16 protein-coding genes are annotated in these 16,893 nt (G+C 54.2%); 1 reads left to right on the forward strand and 15 read right to left on the reverse strand.

Translation table 11 applies throughout. From position 1 onward, the window contains the following. Window positions 1-177 precede the first annotated feature (177 nt). The 15 genes from FQ187_RS23445 to rfaH all read right to left on the reverse strand — a co-directional run bounded on the left by FQ187_RS23445 (window position 178) and on the right by rfaH (window position 15,821). A complete protein-coding gene (locus FQ187_RS23445) occupies window positions 178-1,653 on the reverse strand; it encodes a family 16 glycosylhydrolase (RefSeq protein ID WP_178122751.1) in 1,476 nt (491 codons plus the stop codon). A 129-nt stretch (window positions 1,654-1,782) separates the two neighbouring features. Next, window positions 1,783-1,941, reverse strand: a complete 159-nt coding sequence (locus FQ187_RS30025; RefSeq protein WP_178122752.1) for a hypothetical protein — start codon at window positions 1,939-1,941, stop codon at window positions 1,783-1,785. 29 nt (window positions 1,942-1,970) lie between these two features. Further along, window positions 1,971-3,389, reverse strand: coding sequence for an oligosaccharide flippase family protein (locus tag FQ187_RS23450; RefSeq protein WP_149631289.1), 1,419 nt, complete (start codon window positions 3,387-3,389; stop codon window positions 1,971-1,973). A gap of 41 nt (window positions 3,390-3,430) precedes the next feature. Beyond that, window positions 3,431-4,366 (reverse strand): glycosyltransferase family 2 protein, encoded by a 936-nt coding sequence (locus FQ187_RS23455; RefSeq protein WP_149631290.1) that lies wholly within the window; start codon window positions 4,364-4,366, stop codon window positions 3,431-3,433. A gap of 32 nt (window positions 4,367-4,398) precedes the next feature. Further along, window positions 4,399-5,694, reverse strand: coding sequence for an O-antigen ligase (locus FQ187_RS23460; protein WP_149631291.1), 1,296 nt, complete (start codon window positions 5,692-5,694; stop codon window positions 4,399-4,401). Continuing rightward, complete coding sequence (locus tag FQ187_RS23465) at window positions 5,691-6,803, reverse strand: glycosyltransferase (protein ID WP_149631292.1); 1,113 nt, start codon at window positions 6,801-6,803, stop codon at window positions 5,691-5,693. The genes FQ187_RS23460 and FQ187_RS23465 overlap by 4 nt, the downstream gene beginning before the upstream one ends. Next, window positions 6,800-7,885 carry a glycosyltransferase gene (locus FQ187_RS23470; RefSeq protein WP_256667416.1) on the reverse strand — a complete coding sequence of 362 codons (1,086 nt, stop codon included), beginning with the start codon at window positions 7,883-7,885 and terminating at the stop codon, window positions 6,800-6,802. Before FQ187_RS23470 ends, FQ187_RS23465 begins: the two co-directional genes overlap by 4 nt. A gap of 10 nt (window positions 7,886-7,895) precedes the next feature. Beyond that, window positions 7,896-8,603, reverse strand: a complete 708-nt coding sequence (locus FQ187_RS23475) for a WecB/TagA/CpsF family glycosyltransferase (RefSeq protein ID WP_149631293.1) — start codon at window positions 8,601-8,603, stop codon at window positions 7,896-7,898. After that, window positions 8,600-8,815 carry a UDP binding domain-containing protein gene (locus FQ187_RS30965; RefSeq protein WP_371925552.1) on the reverse strand — a complete coding sequence of 72 codons (216 nt, stop codon included), beginning with the start codon at window positions 8,813-8,815 and terminating at the stop codon, window positions 8,600-8,602. The genes FQ187_RS23475 and FQ187_RS30965 overlap by 4 nt, the downstream gene beginning before the upstream one ends. A gap of 1 nt (window position 8,816) precedes the next feature. Then, window positions 8,817-9,185, reverse strand: coding sequence for a UDP binding domain-containing protein (locus tag FQ187_RS30970; RefSeq protein ID WP_371925553.1), 369 nt, complete (start codon window positions 9,183-9,185; stop codon window positions 8,817-8,819). A gap of 251 nt (window positions 9,186-9,436) precedes the next feature. Beyond that, the gene (locus FQ187_RS23485; protein WP_149631294.1) at window positions 9,437-10,828 is read right to left on the reverse strand and encodes an undecaprenyl-phosphate glucose phosphotransferase; all 1,392 of its coding nucleotides are present in this window, start codon (window positions 10,826-10,828) and stop codon (window positions 9,437-9,439) included. A gap of 151 nt (window positions 10,829-10,979) precedes the next feature. Further along, complete coding sequence (locus FQ187_RS23490) at window positions 10,980-13,292, reverse strand: GNVR domain-containing protein (protein ID WP_149631295.1); 2,313 nt, start codon at window positions 13,290-13,292, stop codon at window positions 10,980-10,982. A gap of 2 nt (window positions 13,293-13,294) precedes the next feature. After that, the gene (locus FQ187_RS23495) at window positions 13,295-13,828 is read right to left on the reverse strand and encodes a polysaccharide biosynthesis/export family protein (RefSeq protein ID WP_149631296.1); all 534 of its coding nucleotides are present in this window, start codon (window positions 13,826-13,828) and stop codon (window positions 13,295-13,297) included. A 12-nt stretch (window positions 13,829-13,840) separates the two neighbouring features. Continuing rightward, window positions 13,841-15,001 (reverse strand): outer membrane beta-barrel protein, encoded by a 1,161-nt coding sequence (locus FQ187_RS23500; protein ID WP_149631297.1) that lies wholly within the window; start codon window positions 14,999-15,001, stop codon window positions 13,841-13,843. 301 nt (window positions 15,002-15,302) lie between these two features. Next, on the reverse strand, window positions 15,303-15,821 hold the full coding sequence (rfaH, locus tag FQ187_RS23505) for a transcription/translation regulatory transformer protein RfaH (protein ID WP_149631299.1): 519 nt from the start codon (window positions 15,819-15,821) through the stop codon (window positions 15,303-15,305). Window positions 15,822-16,746: 925 nt separating this feature from the next. Here rfaH and tnpB point away from each other — a divergent pair. After that, on the forward strand, window positions 16,747-16,893 hold a 147-nt coding region (tnpB, locus tag FQ187_RS23510; RefSeq protein WP_139830006.1), incomplete at its 3' end, for an IS66 family insertion sequence element accessory protein TnpB.

Below are 16,893 nucleotides of genomic sequence, written 5' to 3' on the forward strand. Positions count from 1 at the left end.
CTCCCTCGTCCCTACTTTGGTGCCCACTTCCCTATACGTACAGTGCCGAGTGATCAACTGCCCAAGGTACTTGAGTTCTTTTGTCTGATTGCCGAGACTAATGCTTTGCTCTTTCTCAGTACCTGTGAAATTGCATCCCGATCGAGAGCGCACGATGCGCTCCGTCTCTAAGCCACGTTATCTACCGCGCCGCCACACCTTGATGTAATCGACTCTGAAGGTGGAGGGTAAGTCGACGTCCTCGACAACGCCGAACCAGTTCCACATGGCCTCGCTGTCAAAGACAATCTGCATCGGGAAGAACCAATGGGTGTTTTTGGCTTCCCTGACCAATACACCATCGACGTACCAGCGCAGGGTCTCAGGCTGCCAGTCGAAGCCGTAGACATGAAAGGTATTTGCCAGGCGCCGTGGGCTGAGCCAGCTGCTGCCATCGCTCAGATGCTCGGTACTTTGAGGTGTAGCCCAAACGTGGGTGTTCATGTTGTACAGGCGGTCGAAGACGGCGTCTTTTGTCTTGCCTCCGATCTCGAATATGTCGATTTCGGTTGAGTTGTCGGTAAGCCCTGTCCATGCAAGCCAGAACGCGCTGGAGCCTGCCGAGTTCATGGGTATGGCGCGTGCTTCATAGTAGCCGTAAGAACCGCGTTCGATCGTGCGCACCATCGCCGAGGTATAATCCTTGAACCCTAAGCGGACATACTTTTCCGGCAAGGTTTCCTTACGGAATATGATGTTCAGGTTGCCATTGCTGACGGTAGCATTTTTCGATGTAAACAGCGCCGGTTTACGCCCAAGCGAGTCGGTTCCAGTGGCGTCGTTGACGTGCCAGCGCTCGGGGTCGAGGGCTGCGCCATTGAAGTCGTCAGAAAGACTCGAGTCCAGACTCCATTGGCCAACATTGGCCTGATCGGACAACGGCAGATTGGTGTGGATCTGTTTCGGTACCGTGCCCAGCGGACCAACGCGGGTCCAGGAATTGGCAGGTTTGGGTATGGCGACGGACCATTTGTCCGCCAGGTATTGAAACACGCTCTGTCGCTCTTCCTGAGTGACTAAGGAGTGGTCGTACACCAATACTTCCGCGATGTCGCCGCGCAGTATTTCGGAGGTCCCCACCACGTTTCGCCCCACCGCGTATGGGCCGATGGGCACGTCGTTAAGTTCCAGGAAAGCAAGGGTCGGCTCGTAAGCTGTGGTCTGTTGCACGCTAATTCCGAAATTCGGTGCCACGTTGTCGTTATCGGCGATCTGCGGGCGGGAGCTGAACAATCGCTGCCAGGTCTTGCCTCCGGCTTGATCGGGAAGTCGGCGTGATACGACCAATACGGTAACAGGGCCTTTTGTTGCGCGGATTGTCTTGCCAACAAACGCAGAAGCGCCACTGAAGCGCACCACCGAGTAGCCATTCATGGCGTTTGTCACGCGTTGCGGGAGCGAAGTCGCGGCAGCATCGTCTACGGTAACATCGTTAGATTTCCCAGACTTGTCGTGCCACCGAAGAAGACGATTCTGTGAATTGAGGGTCATTTTTGACATATCGGCGGCGTCGAGCCATAGCACCAGACCGCTGACAAGCGGGCGGGATGGGGTTGCTTGCGCGTGACAAACAACCGAGGCCGCTAAGACGGCCAGCAAAAACTCCCTGAGCATGTGTATTCCTAGGGGGCAATGGAGAGCCGAGACGTTTCAGGGCATTGCTGACACCCGCTACTTCACCGCGAACAATGGCAATGATTCGGATTAGGATCGGTACCCATGCGGATTATACGAGTGCGTGCGTCAGGTATCGACGATCCGGGTCAGTCGCCACAGGCGCGCGAGCACCTCCTGGCAACTGATACACAGATTATCGAGCACCAGCACGGCCGGCATCGATAAGGGTAAGGGCGGTAAAGAGCCAATGTAACCGCCCCCACCCGTAATCAGCGTGATTTTCACAATAAGTGTTCCTGACGCAAGAACTGAATTCAGCGAGCGGTGAAAACCAATTTGAATTCTTGCGGCCATTGCGGGTGCAATGCGCTGTATGCCAGTGCGTAAGTTGCTGTGCCGATACCGATGCTGCAGGCTAGGTGCCAATAGCCCTGTAAACCCAGCTGCGGAGAAACAAACACCACGGCCGCGGCCATGAAGAGCGAGGCGATCACGCTGCGATAGTTGGATTCGAAAAATGATCGCCAGTCATAGCCTATTGCCGTGTTCAACCCCCGGATCTGTAGTGGCGTGATTAGAACCATCCGCGCCAGCAAGGCTAGGGCAGCAGCCATGCCTCCATAGAGATGCCCTAACCCGTAGACCAACGCTAGCGCCAGCAGGGTAGTTGCCACTTCAGCCTTGAGGGTGAGGCGGGTGCAATTGACTGCCACCAGCGCTGTCGTGGCATACATGGCAGTGTTTCCGAGGGCCGCAGCGCAGGCCAGCACTTGCAGCATAGGAATGGCTTCTGCCCACTTAGTGCCGAAGATCAAAAGGATGATGTCGTCGGCCGTGACCGCGATGCCGACGAATATTGGCGTGAGCACGAAACCACTGATCGCCGTCGAGTCGCAGATGATCCCGATCAACCGAGATGGGTCTGCACTGCGTCGGGCGAACGCCGGCAGCGCATAACTCATTAGGCCGTTGTAGAGTGCCGTGCGAGGCAAATCAATGATGCGCATTGCTATGTTGAATATGCCGACAGCGTTAGTGCCCGCAGTGATGCCCAGCAAAACGTTGACGCCGCGCTGAAGCGTTTGGGAGCTCAATACATTAATGGCGACCGGGATACCGGCCGTCAACAGTGCGCGTAGAACAGCCCCGTCAATATAAAAGGCAATGCGGCGTCGATCACTGAGCATCAACACGACGATGGAAACGAATTCCATGATCAGCGCCTGAGTAATCACCGCCCAGGCTCCAAAACCCCAGAGCGCGACTGCGATACCGGCAACGCCACCGAATACTTTACCCATTAGCGTGCGCGATGCCAGCATCTTGAAGTTACCGCTCCGGCGCATTTGAACCACATAGACACGGGCCATCATGGTGAAGAGGATTTTCACCGAGGCAACCGCAGTCATCCAACGAAGCATCGGGTCCGTCGTATACAACATCACCGCGAACGTTATGACGACGACGGACATCAGGCTGACGATCACCGCGCACCAGAAGGCCGTGCAAATGTGCTGGTCTTCCAGGTGCTCCAGCCGCACCAGCGGGTCTTCCAGCACCGAAGAGTAGATGATGCCGATCACCTCTACGATGGCGATAATCACCGTGCCAAGCCCCAGCTCCGCTGGCGACAGAAGCCTGGCATAAGCGATAAAAGTAATCATGGACAGGAAAATCAAGCCGATTTTTTCGGTGAAGATCCAGATCAATGTAACCAAGCGATGATTGGCCATGGGGGGAGACCGACTAATACGATCGATGGGCGCAAGTTATCTCAGGAAGTCTTGTGCAATGTTTTTACTCGCGCATAGAGATAACGTAGGGTCGGTTTACCATTGGAGAAAATGAGTGCCTGCCAGGAGTGCTCAAGCATCCGCCGGAACACCTCGATTACCTGCAAGTGTTCGCCGCGCCTGGAGAAGGCATTAAGAAATTCAACATGGTTGGCCAGCACGAAGTCGATACGCGCCTGCTTTGTCAGCTTCTTATCGTAGCGGGCGAGGTATAGCTCGATGAATTTGACTTTGTGCGGATAGTATTTTTGAGGTTGCGCGGTGATGTTACCGCTGTTGACCCAGCGCCGGTGCAGTATCTGCGGTACGGTGTGAATCTCCCAGTGCTCGGCGATCCGAGTCCATAACAAGCGGTCTTCGGCAAAGCGCAGGGTTTGATCGAAACCGCCCAAGGCCACAACCACTTCGCGCACCGCCAGTACGCCGGACGTACCGTTGATGACGTTTTCGTGGATAAAGTCGACGAAATGGAGACCGCCCTTGCGTCGATCCTCCAGCTGTCTGGTTCCGTCGCTGAACTCGCTAATTTGGTAACAATCGATGAGACCCACCCGGCGTCCCCTGCGAGTGAGCTCCTCATAGAGCGCCAATTGCTTTTCCAGTTTTTGTGGATGCCATTCGTCATCGGCATCGAGGAAGGCAATGAAGGTTTCTTTGGCGTGCAGGATGCCCTTGTTCCGTGCACTCGCCGGCCCTGCATTAGCCTGCTGCAAGAGCGTCAAGGGAAAGGAGGCGGGGTAGTTTTGGACGACTTGTGGGCCCTGGTCGCTGGAACCGTCGTCTATGACGATAACGTTGTCAGGCAGGCGGGTTTGATGGCTCACCGACTCCAGTGTTTGTTGAATGCTGCCCACGGCGTTGTACATCGGAATGACTACGCAAACCGAACAGAGTGATTGAGCGGCGTCGTTTAACACGTATTTTTCTCCTTGGACATAGCCTTGGCGGATCAGCCCTTGAGCACAAAGGTGCCACAGGGCATGACAGTGCTCGGTGACAGGGCGGAACGTTTGACGTGGTGGTGCCGGAATGACAGGGTCAGGGTGAAAAATACTAAAAACTCTGCGGAGCGGTAGTTGGGAATGACGTACGCCACATAGTTGGTGGCGATGAACAGTCCGATGATCACCAATGCGCTGGCGCGGAACTGTGCCGATTTGTTCGCCGTTACGGCCCGGTACTGTTTGACCAACGCTTCAACCAGCATGAGGATCAGTGCCGTCAACTGTACGGCGCCGCCGTTGAGCAGGGTCTCCATGTAGCCGCTGTGGGCGTTTCCGATGTAGCCCCAGCGGGCTATAAATGCTGTGGCGCTTGGGCTGGACCAGAATGCGCCGAAGCCGTACCCGTTGATGAACTCGGCATCGATAAGCGGTGTGAGCAGGTCCCAAATCAGTGTGCGGTCGGTGAGTGATGGGTCACGACCAACCAGCTCCAAAAGCAGCGTGTAATTACCGTACAGGAAGAGGCAAATCAGTAAGTAGATGAGCGTAGAACCGAAGAACGCCGTCAGCGAACGGTTGATGCGCAAGCGGATCATTGTGAGGAAGTACCAGTAGCTCACCGTGCCGGCACAAATCAGCGCTATTCCTGTCGCAGATTGAGCCAGCAGAATGGCGATCAGCGAGAATAGCGAATAAACGATCGCCCAAGGGTTGCGTTGGCGGATCATCGGCAGCAGTAACAGAATGGCAATCGCGTTGATCCGGGCGCCGGCATTTTTTTCCGGGAAGATCCCTTTGAAAGCACCATCACGAATTCCGCCGGAAATGAATGCGATGTCGGGCCTGATCAGCGCAAATATTAATCCAATCAACGCTGCGGCGCCGATGACACAGCCGAGCATGAAGGCGATTTTTTCGATGCTGTAGTTGTAGGCAATGAAGCCTGCAAAGAAGACCACACTGATCATCGCAATAAAACGTTTAAAGCTTAAAATAGGGTCGTTGGACCAACTGATCGATACTGCTACGCAGAGCAGGAATACCAGCACAAAGAAGTTGTTTCTGTAAAAGCTTTTGCTGAGGAATACCTTGTTGCGGATGAAGAAGAACAGCGGTACCAGCAGGGTAGTCAGGCCGCAGATCTGGTTGACAATATTGCCTTCGAGGTCCTTGTCAGCCATGTCCAGATTTGACGTCTCACCCAACCCGAGAAAAAAGCTGATCAGTTGGGTGTAGAACAGCACACCGAACAGCGTGAAAGCGTCGCGCAGAGTGGCATACCTGACTTCCAACTTTTTCATAATGGCTGGCTCCTGAGCAACGCGGCGAGATAGGTGTTAGCCGCGCGCGCACTCATGAAGCGGGCAGCGGCATCTATGCGGGCCTGGCGGTTTAAATCACGCGGTGATGTCAGTTCGAGAGTTATTGCCTGTGCCAGTGCGGCGGGGTCGTCGACGGCCACCAGAGGGGCGATCGCGCCATCTTCGAGAATTTCTTGCGGGCCATAGGGGCAACAGGTCGATACCACCGGTGTGCCGGTGGACAGGGCCTCGATCAGCACATTGGGGCTGCCCTCGAATCGCGACGACAGCACAAAGCAATCGGCCGCTGCCACTTCTGCCCTTGGATCACTGATATAGCCCGGCAAATCGAACCGCTCGGCCACACCCAAGGCGCGTGCCTGCTCAAGCAGCTGGGCCCTGAGTGTGCCTTCACCGAAAATGATCAAACGGGTGCTGAGATTTGGTAACCGGGCGAAGGCTGCGATCAAGGTGTCGAAACCTTTTTGCCGAGCCAGACGGCCGACGGCGATAATCACCGGCATGGTCTTTTCCTGAAGCCAGGTGTGGCTTGGACACCCCGGCGCCTTCTCGCGAAAGTCGTTGTCGAGCACCGGATTGTCGGCAGTGGTGACGTCTTGACGGCGTGTAATGGTGGTATTGATCAAGTCTTGTGCGACGCCATGCGAGACGCAGATGACCGGGTTGGGGATGAGTCGATACAGTAGCGGTGCCAACAGATAGGCTGCCCGCACTCTCATTGCTGGGTTGACGTGTTTGTCGTAGGAAAAGGCATTGCGCTCACTAACGTGCAGACGCGCCAAGGTCCCTGACAGTGCCGCAGCGGCGATAGCCACGACGTTGACATGGGTGAGGGCGGCCAATTGCGCGTCAAAGCGATTATTGCGAAGAAACCGTGCCAGAGCCGGCACCGCAGTCGAGCTGCGCGCACTACGCAATTCGACCTGCTTGACTCGCGGGTCGAGGCGTTCAGCGTTTATACCGCCGCCGGTGAGCATCAGCAAGGTCACGTCATTGCCTGCTTCTGCCAGCGCACCAGCCAGGCGCGCCATCATTTTTTCGGCCCCGCCTGCGTTCAAATCATGCAGGATTATTAGCAGTTTTTTCATTGATTCCATACCTGGTAATAAGCCTGTGCGGCATGTTTGCTGGTGTACTGCCGGACCGCATCGGAGGTAACTTGCCCTCCCGGCGCAGCCTGGTCTTGCAAGGCCAGGCTTCGCAGCATTCCTTCGGCCAGCGCGGGCACATCGTTGACTGTGACCAGTTGGCCGAGGCGCCCGTTATCTAGTAATTCCCTCGGCCCGGAGTCGCAGTCGCAGGCCAACACCGGTGTGCCCAAAGCCAGGGCCTCAATCAGTACGGTCGGCAAGCCTTCATGGAAAGAACTCAGAATTAGCAATCGTGCCTGCCTGATCAGTGGGTAGGGGTTTCTCAGGAAGCCGGTAAAATGCACGCGAAGCTCGATTCCCAGGCGACGTGCCTGCGAGGTTAACGCGTCGAGTTCCGGGCCGTCGCCGGCGATGACCAGATCGGGCAAAGCAGTGCTGCGCAATGCCATGGCATAAGCATCGAGCAGCAGGTTGAAACCCTTCGGCTGCACTAGCCGGCCCACACTTAACCAGTATTTGTCTGGCAAGTCAGAGAGCAAGGGCGCCTGTGCAGCATTGAATAATTGCTCGGTGATCACCGCGTTGGGGCAATAGCGGATACGTTGGTACCCCCATGGCATCAATTCGGCGAGAGACTGCCGCAGTCCGTTGGAGACTGTCACCACCTTGCCATTGCCGCAGAGATACAATGCGTAGAGCAGGCGCAGGCTATTAGGGCTGGTCATCTGTTCACTGCAATCCAGTGCCGCGTGACGGGTATAAATAACCTTGCAGGTGCTACCTATGGAGGCAAACCAGGTACAGAGGTTAGCTTGCTCCTTGGCGGCGATGAGGTGGGTCACACAGTCATGACGAATGATTCGGCGTAGCAGCACGACGGACTTAAGCATACCGACTATTCCACTGCCGCCGCCATGGATGGTTTCAATACCTTCGTCGTCCGGAGAATCGCCATTCATGACGAAAAAACTAACGCGTTGTCCATCGCTCATAAACTGCCTGGCCAGGCGTTGCTGGACACACTCCACGCCACCCCCCGGCTTGAAATCCTTGAGGATAAATAAAATATGCATGGTCATGACTCGGCGCTCAGGGTGCAGAGACGTTTATGGTCAATTTGTGTCGAACGATCATTATCAATAGAAGAACAAAGTTGGTCGGGTAATCGAGCACGTAGCGCTTGATGGTGCGTGGTTCGCGATACATTCGATAGAACGCGCGAAAGTTCAGGCGGTTGATCAGTTCTGGGTAGTAATGATGTTTAGTTATAGCTTCCTGATGGATGAACCCGCCACAGGTGAATGCCACACCGCTGAAGCCGATCTGCAGAGCATCCAGTACGAACTGCTCTTGAAGCCCGGCGCCCAGGCCCACGATCAGTATGTTCGCTTCGCTGAGGCAGATGTCTGCTTGAATGCGCGCAGCCTGCGTCGCGTCGAAGTAACCATTGTGATGACCGGTGATTATCAACGCTGGGTAGAGGAGCTTGATCTTCTTGACGAACAAATCCAGTTCGTCTTGCCTGGCCCCGACAAAGTACACACGCTTGCCTTGTTTTTCGGCGCAACCGAACACAGAGTCGGCGATGGAGGTAAAGTCGAAACTGACCCGGTCGATCGTCCGACCGGTGACGCGAGACATGAACGTAGACATCAGCATGCCGTCGCAAAAATAAGCAATGGTGTCCGGGGTATGATCGAAAAAATTGCCGATCGATGCAAAATTGATGAAAGAAAACACCCTGTTGGTTTCCAGCAACTGCGGTGAGAAATGCCCGATTAATTCCAAACTGATCATGACCTGACTCCTAGTGAGTCTGTCGCCTCACGGAAATGCCTGTAAAAACCGCGGCTTCTCCTGCGCTGTGGATCGAACAGATTGCGCCCGTCGAAAATAAGCGGTTGCCTGAATTGCCGACTGAGAAAGTCGAGTGCCCTAAACGATTGCCACTCCGTTACGATGATCAGCGCATCGGTATTTTTCAGTGCCGCATCCTTGGTGCCGTGAATGTCAGGTCATCGCGCGAGCCATAGTTACGCTGGGCTTCCTCCATGGCTTGGGGTCGAATGTCTGGACGCTGGCGTCGGCGCACCATAAGGCCTCCATCAACTCTCGGCTTGGGGCATCGCGCAGGTCATCGGTATTGGGTTTGACGCTCAAGCCCCACAGGGCAAAGATCTTGCCGTGAGGAGCGCCGTCAAAGTGGTTGAGAATTTTGTTGAACAGCGTGGTTTTTTGTTCGTTGTTGCGCGACTCATCCGCCTTGAGTACCTGTGCGTCAAAATCGACGCTATTAGCGGTATGAATTAGCGCTAGAACGTCCTTGGGAAAGCACGCGCCGCCGTAGACGAGATCTCGATAGATGAATTGATAACATATGCGCGAATTGGTCTAATCGTGACGGTCGTTGTCTGACAGTACCTGAGCAAGGCGCGTGCGTACGACGTCCCCGGTGCCGACCGGTACGGTAGATTTACGGACGACGATTTAATGACGCTGCATGTTCATCGCGATGGTTTGATCCATACTCAGCACATCACTCTGCCGAACCATCTTTGTCAGAACAGCACCCTGCACAAGGCCAACATAGCTGATTCCAAATACATTCACTTCATATAACCCCTTAGAGGTCAGTAGATGTTTTTTGAGAACAACGTGAAGGGCGTCTTGACGAGAATCTTGATGTCCAGCCACAGAGACCATCGGTTGATATAGTTGAGGTCCTGGGCGACGCGCAGCTGCATTTTTTCCAGCGTCTCGGTTTCACCTCGATACCCTGAGATCTGGGCCAACCCGGTAATGCCTGGTTTGAGGCGATGACGGGCCATGTAGGCGCGTACCTTGCCGGTGTAGTAAATATTGTGAGTGACGGCATGCGGTCGGGGCCCGACCAGAGCCATTTTGCCGAACAACACGTTGAACAACTGTGGAAGCTCGTCGATCGAGCTACGGCGCAAAAAGCTCCCGATAGGGGTAATGCGTTCGTCCTCACGAGTGGCTTGGCGCACTTCACTATCGTCATGTACGCGCATCGAGCGGAACTTCCAAACCTTGATCACCTCCGCGTTACAGCCGTGACGATTTTGCTTGAACAGCACAGGCCCGGGGGAGGTGACCTTGACGGCTATCGCAACGATCAGCAGCAATGGGCTGAGTAAAATGATGGCTACGCCAGCGAGACTGCGTTCGAATAATTCCTTGCAAAGCAGGCTGCCGGGATGCGAACTGATCAGGCTTTCATTGAGGTAGATAGCCGGCATTCGCTCGATTTCCGAGATCGACTGGTTGAGCAGCACCATACTGCCGAAATCAGGGATCCAAACTACGTCGACGTTCATGTCCAGCAGGTCGATGTAGAGAGCTTCAATCGTTGCGGCTTGGGCCATCGGCAGGACGATGTAAACGCGGCGTACTTCCAGGCGAGTGATGATCTCGCGAATCTCGTCGACGTGGCCAAGCAGCGGTAGAATGCTCGGTGCCGGGCCGGCTGTGTCAGTGGCGGCGATGAAACCCAACGCCAGGACACGGTTCGGTCTGGACAGTTTCTTGGCCAGCTCATGTGCGGTCAGGCAGGTGCCGATAATCACCGAGCGGCGTTCGTTACAGACCTTGCGCGAATACAGCCGGGCAAGCCAGTGGAGGGGCAAAAAACTGGCAGCCTGTATGAAGAACCCCAGCACGCCCCAGACGATGATCACTTGGCGGGAGAAAATCGCACTGGTTTGGGTGATAAAGGCAATGGTGATCAGCACGGCTAGCAAGATCAACCAGCCGACTAGCAACCGACCGAGCCCGGATAACATCCCATGGCGTTTATGGTAAACCTGCATGGTGCTGTAAACCGGAACCGAGCCTAAGACAGTGAGAATCATCACCACGCGGTATTCACTGTTCAAACTACCGACGCGCAGGTACACGAGCAAGATGAGCAGCAGGTTGACCAGCGTGATTGCGCATAGCCACTGACCCCAAAAGGTCAGACCTCGACGATGCGCCATTTGAGCGGCGTATTGCGATGTCATCAGTTCAACCTCTAGGCATGGGTAATACCTCGGCGCCGATCGAATGCGCCGCTTCGTCCCCGTACGCTGGCGTGTAGCTGTAGTTCGACCGAGAGGAAGTAGATTTCGTGATTGCTGGGTGCGCTGCTACAGCAGACCTTGTTTCCAGGTTTTACCTGGACGAATAGTCGTAGCTATAGAACCTGTCGGAATGGCTGTAGCCATACTTGCGTGCCTTGCGCAGATCGACCTGGTTAAGCACCACACCAAACACCGGCACATGGCTTTGCTGCAGCATGGCGAGGCCTTTCTGCGCCTGACTGATAGGCGTACTTTCGGCCTTGACCACGTAGATCACGGCGTCCGAATGCTTGGCCAGCAACAACGCGTCGCTAACCATCTCAGCAGGCGGGGCGTCAATGATAATGTGCCGGTATCGCAGCCTGAGCGCTTCAATCATGCGGGCCATGCGCGGCGAGCTGAGCAGATCCTGTGGGGGAGGCTGGCGCAGCGAATTAGGTAAATCCAGTAGGGGAGGTAGACGCGGCGAGCCGAGCAAATCCAACATTGGTAGCGAAAGGTCACCGGCTAGCAGCATGTCAAGATTGCCAACAGTGCGGATGCAGTCTTCGAGCCGGGCCGTACCAGCAATGACGTTGGCCAACCCCGGGCTGTCTGACGGAAAGTCGTAGTTCAGCGAAAGGGTCGGTTGGCGCATGTCGGCATCGATCAACAGCACACGTTCCAGCGGGGTGAGCGAGCATGCCAGGTTGTTGGCGATGGTGCTTTTACCTTCACCGGCTACGCTCGAAGTGACCAGCACCACCTGCGATGGCAATTCGCTGCTATGCAACATCAGCCAAGTTCGCAGGTTGCGAATGGTCTCGCAAAAACGCAAATGGCCGTTGTCATCGAACAATCGCGCCAATTGCCGACGGCTTTTCTTCATCACCAACGGCACTACGCTGAGCAGCGGTATGTTGAGGGTGCTTTCGATCGTTTCGTCGGTCTTGAAGGTGTTACTCAAAGTCTCGAACAGGAAGGCCAGTGCTACGCCGATCACCGCAGCCACTATTCCGACAATCGCCACAATCAGTGTTTTACGAGGCTTGCTCGCTTCCACAGGAACAATCGCCGGGTCGACGATGCGCGCCTTGGCTGAATCTATGTCTGACGTAGCCGCGGTTTCCTTCAAGCGGGTGATGAAGGTTTCATACAGCGCGCGGCTGCTGTCGACTTCACGCTGGAACTCACGCAGTTGGAACTCCTTGCGGGAGATATCCTGTATCTGTGCCTTGTTGCTATCGAATGATTTGCGAAGTGCATTTTCACTCGCGACAGCCAGTTGGTATTGATGCTCGATGCCCGCAATCACTTGTTGTACCTGTAGTCGCAGGCTGGTGGCAGCAGTACGCAACTCAGAGCGCGCAGAAAGCATGGTCGGATGTTTTGGGCCATAGCGCCCCGACAGCTCTTCAACCTTGGCTTGTGCCTTGGCCAAGTCGGCCTGAAATTGCTGTACTAATGGGTTACTCAAGACGGCGGGTACGCTGGAGAGTTTACTCAGGCTGCCGTTGCTCAAGCCCTGCACCTGACGGAATTGGCTCTCGGCTTCTGCCCTGTTGCGGCGGGCGTCGATCATGCGGTTGCCAGTCATCTGCAATTCGTTGGCGCTGATGGTGGCCACGCCGTCGACGTCAACTAGCCCTTGATCTTCTCGGTACGCCTGAAGCTTGTTCTCCGCACTGCGCAGATTATCGCGCAACTCGATAAGGCGTGTGTTCATCCAGCTGGTAGTGGTCTGCGATGACTTCAGACTGCTGTCGATCTGGCTATCGATGAAGCCTTGGGCGAGCGCATTGGAGGCGGCGGCAGCCAGATCAGGGTCAGGCAACTCCACTTCAATTTCGATCAACTGACTCTTGCCCACGAATTTTACGCTGGTATGCCGCATGAGGTTTTGCGTGACGTCATTGAAAATGTCTTCTTCAGTGGGGGCAACCTGTTTGGGCGTCAAAAAGGCTAGCTTTGACAACCACTGGCCAGCGTTAAGGTCAGCCAACCACTTTCGCGGCGTAAACCATGGCTCCGGTTGCTGGCGTGGATCAGTCACCGGATGAGTGGTGAGGTTCAGCTTTTTCACCGCGCGCTCAGCCAGAACCCGCGATTGCAGAAGTGCTTGTTGTGTCTGTAAGTAATCGGCGGTCGTGGCACCTGAATCCGCTACTTGCTGGAAAGCCAGCAGCGGCGGCGTTTTATCTTTGATAAGCAGCGTAGTGCTTCCGATGTACTGTGGCGTGATGATGGACACGACAGCCATCGCCAGCAAACAGCTAAGCAATATCAACCATCCGATGTTCCATTTGGCGCGCCAAATCAGGCTCCAGAGTTTTAGAAAATCAATGGTGTCCGATTCTTCGCTGTGCTGTACATGAAGATGCGGATGGAGTGGACGTTCGACGTAGGTGCTTGGGCTGTTGTCCATGATTAGAAAAAGCCTTGTGCAATGGAAATGGTGTCACCGGGGGCAATAACGGTGTTGCGCGTGACGTTGTCGGTCAGTGAGGGACTGCCATCGCCGCGCATGATCGTCACACGCTTTATTGACGCTCGTTCGGTTAGTCCACCCCCCAACGCGATGGCTTTTTCCAGCGTCAGCCCAGGCACGAACGGGTAGCTGCCTGGCTTCTGCACTTCTCCATTGATGTAAAACGAGCGGTAGGCGATCTGGCTCAGACTGACCTTGGGATCGACCAGGTAACCTTGCTTGAGGCCGTTGACGATGATCTTTTCGACCTGATTGGGAGTTAATCCCTTGGCAACAATCTCACCCAAAAATGGGTAAGAAAACGTTCCTGCATCGTTGAGACGGATCTCCTTGAGACTCAGGTCGGGTTCACCGAATACGGTAATGCGCAAAACATCACCGGCAGCCAGTTTGTATTGGACGCCGGAGTCTGCCGCATACGTAACAGGCACTAGCCACAGCAGAACCAATAAGCCAACAATGCGTGAGTTCATATGAAGATCCCCTTAGAGACTTACATTGAAACCGATCAGGAAAACGTTGCGCTTGAAGCTTTGATCGTCGGCGTCGGAGTTGTCGACTTTGTAGCGATAGCCAAGCTCTATATCCAGCCAGCGACGCATCCCGTAAATCAGAGCAAGGTTGAAATTTCGAAGGTTGTCCGTGCGGCTCTGGCCTTCGTAAACATTACGGCCAATCCCCGCTTCGGCCACCGTGGTGATTCGTTCGGTCCAGCCATGACGCCAGCCCAGGAGGGCAGAGCTGCTCTTGACGGCTTCAGAACCATCGTCGCCCTCGGCTATGGCTTGTCGGGCAATAATAGAAAAGGTCGAGTAGGTTCGTGGTTTCCACTGTAGATCCATCTGCCAGGTAGGGTTGTTGAGGTCTTTGGAACTGCTGTCATCGAAATTCTTTCGCTCGTACCCAACCCGGATCTTGCCGGTCGTGCGGGCGGTGAAGTCCCATTCGGCACCGGTGAGTATTGCGTCGGATTTGCTGCTGCGGGGGCTGCCGGGCTGGAGATAGTCGAAGAGGGTGTGGTCGTACTCCAGCAGGCCACGGGTGTTGCTGCCTATACGGTGATACCAGGTGGTGGTCAGGCCAGTGGTGTTGTGTTCTTTATCGTCATTGATACCGCCGGAGTTGTCGTAACGAAGTTGAGCGTAACTTGCGCCTAGATCGACCTGGTTGGCAGCACTCTTGGCGCCATAGGTATAGACGCCATTAACGCGTTTGCTGCGAATCTTGTCATTGATGCCATCGACAGCCGTCGAATTCGTACGCTCGTATTTACGTGCTTCCCCCTCGAGCTTCAGACGGTGACGGTCATTGAACTCCATAATGCTGTCCACTTGTACCCGTTGTGCGGTATTCGAGGCATCTGGCTCGTCATGAAAAATGTATCGGGTAGGTTGCCAGATAAGACGGGTGGCGCTATTGCGCTCTTCAGCCTTGAGCTCAAAGGACGGCGCCACCTTGGTAACCATGGATGATTGAATATTTCGCTCCAGTTCCCGGAAGTTGTCATCATAACTTTCTGTAAATGCCAGCGTTGGTGTGAAGTCGAGGCCATAAAAATCAATACTCTGCGGAACCAGACACCAAGCCATGCCAGGATATAAAGAGACCATGAATAGTGCGAAAGAGCCGCTTGACCTCATGGCCATGTGATTGCTCCCAGGGGTAACTCATTGAATATAAAATCGGAACGGCATCGGGTGGGCGCAGTCAACGCAATACGGGGTTGTATCAAGAAATAGCGTCTGTACACGGAAGAGCTCCTATGACAGGCAACGGTCGGTTCCCTTCAAGAGTAGCACATAAGAGCGATGCAGTTTATTTGACTGGATAACAGTAGTTTGATTAGAATAAAACGCAAACTAAGTGGCGTAAGCGTCAAGTCAATTGGTTGTTAAATGCGCTCTGTTAATGATGTGTTGTTTCTTAAATATAAATCGCATAATTTAACTATGACCGCTGTCGCTCAAGATCACTCAGTGGAATGCGCACTTGCTGTTCTCGATTCAGAAACTGCAGCAAAATCATTACTCGCTCAGCACCCAACCTCGACAAGAAAATACCTTCAAGCGTCGACAGTGGGCCTCGGATTATTTGAAGCGTTTCGCCGGGCTTGAGTTCTTCGGTTGCCTGCAGTTCTAGTGGTTCACGGCATCGCGCGCGCAGATGCTCGATGATATGATCGGCCACCGTTGCTGGGCCATGATTGAAATGGACAACACGGCAGACGCCGCGGGTAGAACGCAAGGGCGCCCAGTTGTCGTCATAGCTCAGCTGAATAAAAAGATACCCAGGGAAGAGGGATTCGAGCGTCTTATGGGGTTTACCGCGAATCAGGCGTTCATTAATTAGTTGCGGGCGAAATATGACGTAGTTTTGTCGCAACAGGTTAATTTGTGCCCGTTCATCCTGGCGCGGCTTGCACTGCAAAAGGTACCAGCGAGAGTCTTTGGTGTTATTTGTTAGCATGCTGCTAAACTCCGCGGATATAACAATATGTTTGAGCATGCCGGGATTGCTTGTGCGGCTCATGCTTCTAGCAGTTCTATCGAGGCGTTAGGAGTACGGTGAGAAAAAGGTGTTTCAAATTTTTATCAATCTGCTAAAGTGTGTCTCAATAATGAAGCACTGGGTGCGTGGGTAATAGGCAGTGGACGAGTTACGTCACGAACGCTATACGCGCAGTTTGCTAATGCGAGGTGATTGAACCGCCCAGGTTTTTGAGGAATTCACGAAGTTATAAGTCGACGGTGTAAATTCCGGAGGAAAATTACTGAACGCTATAAGCAATATCGCCTTCGGCATGAGACGGGAGGGCATTTTCTTGCCGTGGTCAAAGCTACCGCACGGTCCGTACTTTCGGCCCTTAAAACTACTTCATGTTCCCTGAAATGCCAGGTTTCGGCGAATACTGCTTAACTTTCCATTCTCGACCAATACAGATGTCATATACATATCTATATTCTAAGCGGCCTAAGCGGTCTGTCAAACCTAACGAGCCAAAAAACAGCCGTTTTATCCAAGATAAAGCTTCAGGCTCTTCATCTAATTGTTTTTAAATAATTTTTTCTTCATTGAAGTGCTGAAGCGTCGGGCGCCTGATTCCGCTTGGGGAACACTCTTGCGTGCTGGCGACCATGCCAGCCGGCTCGCCTGAGCTGCGGGAATCTGGTCGCTCGCAGCCAGCGCCAATCATGGTCTAGGGCCTACTTCAGGCAAGATTGACTTTTCTAAGATCCTATAGACGTAAGCCGATCAGATTCAGGGCAATTCAGCGTTGGAACGGCTGATCTGGATCGAGCCGCCGTAAGCGCTCCATGAAGCCCACATTCCAAGTCGAAATCTGATGCTCGAAGCTGTGCTCCCCAACTCTTTCTGGAGCCAGCACCTCATGATGCGACCCGATGCAAAAGTCGAAAAAGTGTACCTCTACCCCAAGCCCGTGGACTTCCGAAAGTCCATCGATGGCCTGGCTGCGCTGGTCGAGCTGGATATTAAAGTCGCCGTGTTCGACCCCGTGCTTTTTGTTTTTCTGAATCGC

This window comes from Pseudomonas sp. ANT_J28, from assembly GCF_008370005.1.
GTDB classification, from domain to species: Bacteria; Pseudomonadota; Gammaproteobacteria; order Pseudomonadales; family Pseudomonadaceae; genus Aquipseudomonas; species Aquipseudomonas frigoris.